The 640-nt window shown below is 57.8% G+C and carries 1 pseudogene; it reads right to left on the bottom strand.

Annotation, left to right across the window (positions count from 1 at the left end):
• Positions 1-531, bottom strand: a pseudogene (locus tag AC1Q6D_RS33155) (hypothetical protein); the annotation flags it as partial.
• Positions 532-640: the final 109 nt, after the last annotated feature.

Raw genomic sequence — 640 nt, forward strand, 5'->3', positions numbered from 1 at the left:
CCCCACCAGGTTGGCCCTGGCAGCGATGCTCAGCAGCCGTGGACTGGCTTCGGCCCAGGCCAGCGCCCGCAGTTCGGTGGGGTTTTTGAGGATCTGGTTGATGATCGACGTCGTGTGTTTGGCGCCCCAGGTGTTGGTGCCCACGAGGATGCCGTCGCCAGCGATTTGCAGGGTCGTGGCTGCCAAGGCCTGGTGATTGCCTTGGGCCAGCGCTTTAGCCCATTGTCGGGAATGCTTGCCTAGATCGATTGCCGCAGCCGCAGCACCAAATCCAAAGGCACCCAACCCAGCGATACCACTCCAGTGTCCTAGACGGCTCATGGTGTTGAGCTTGCCTGCAACACTGTTCATCTGCACGATATGTGCCTGAAGGACCGTCACTGACAGGCCCTGTACAGCGGCAAAACCTGCTGCCGAGATTCCAATCAAGGACTCAGCGAAAGCCGCTTTATCAGAGAAAGAACGGTCATTGTTTTTAATGATCGCACTTAACACCTCCACAAACTTCTGCCCCTGATAAACAAACAGCAACAACGCAATCCCGTCGCCCCCGGACTTCAACACACTCATCAGTGGCTGGCCAAACGTCCCCGTGGCGCGAAAATCACGCACGGTGCGCAACATTTCGTCACGCAGCGCC

The sequence above is a fragment of the Pseudomonas sp. MT92 genome, from assembly GCF_058792515.1.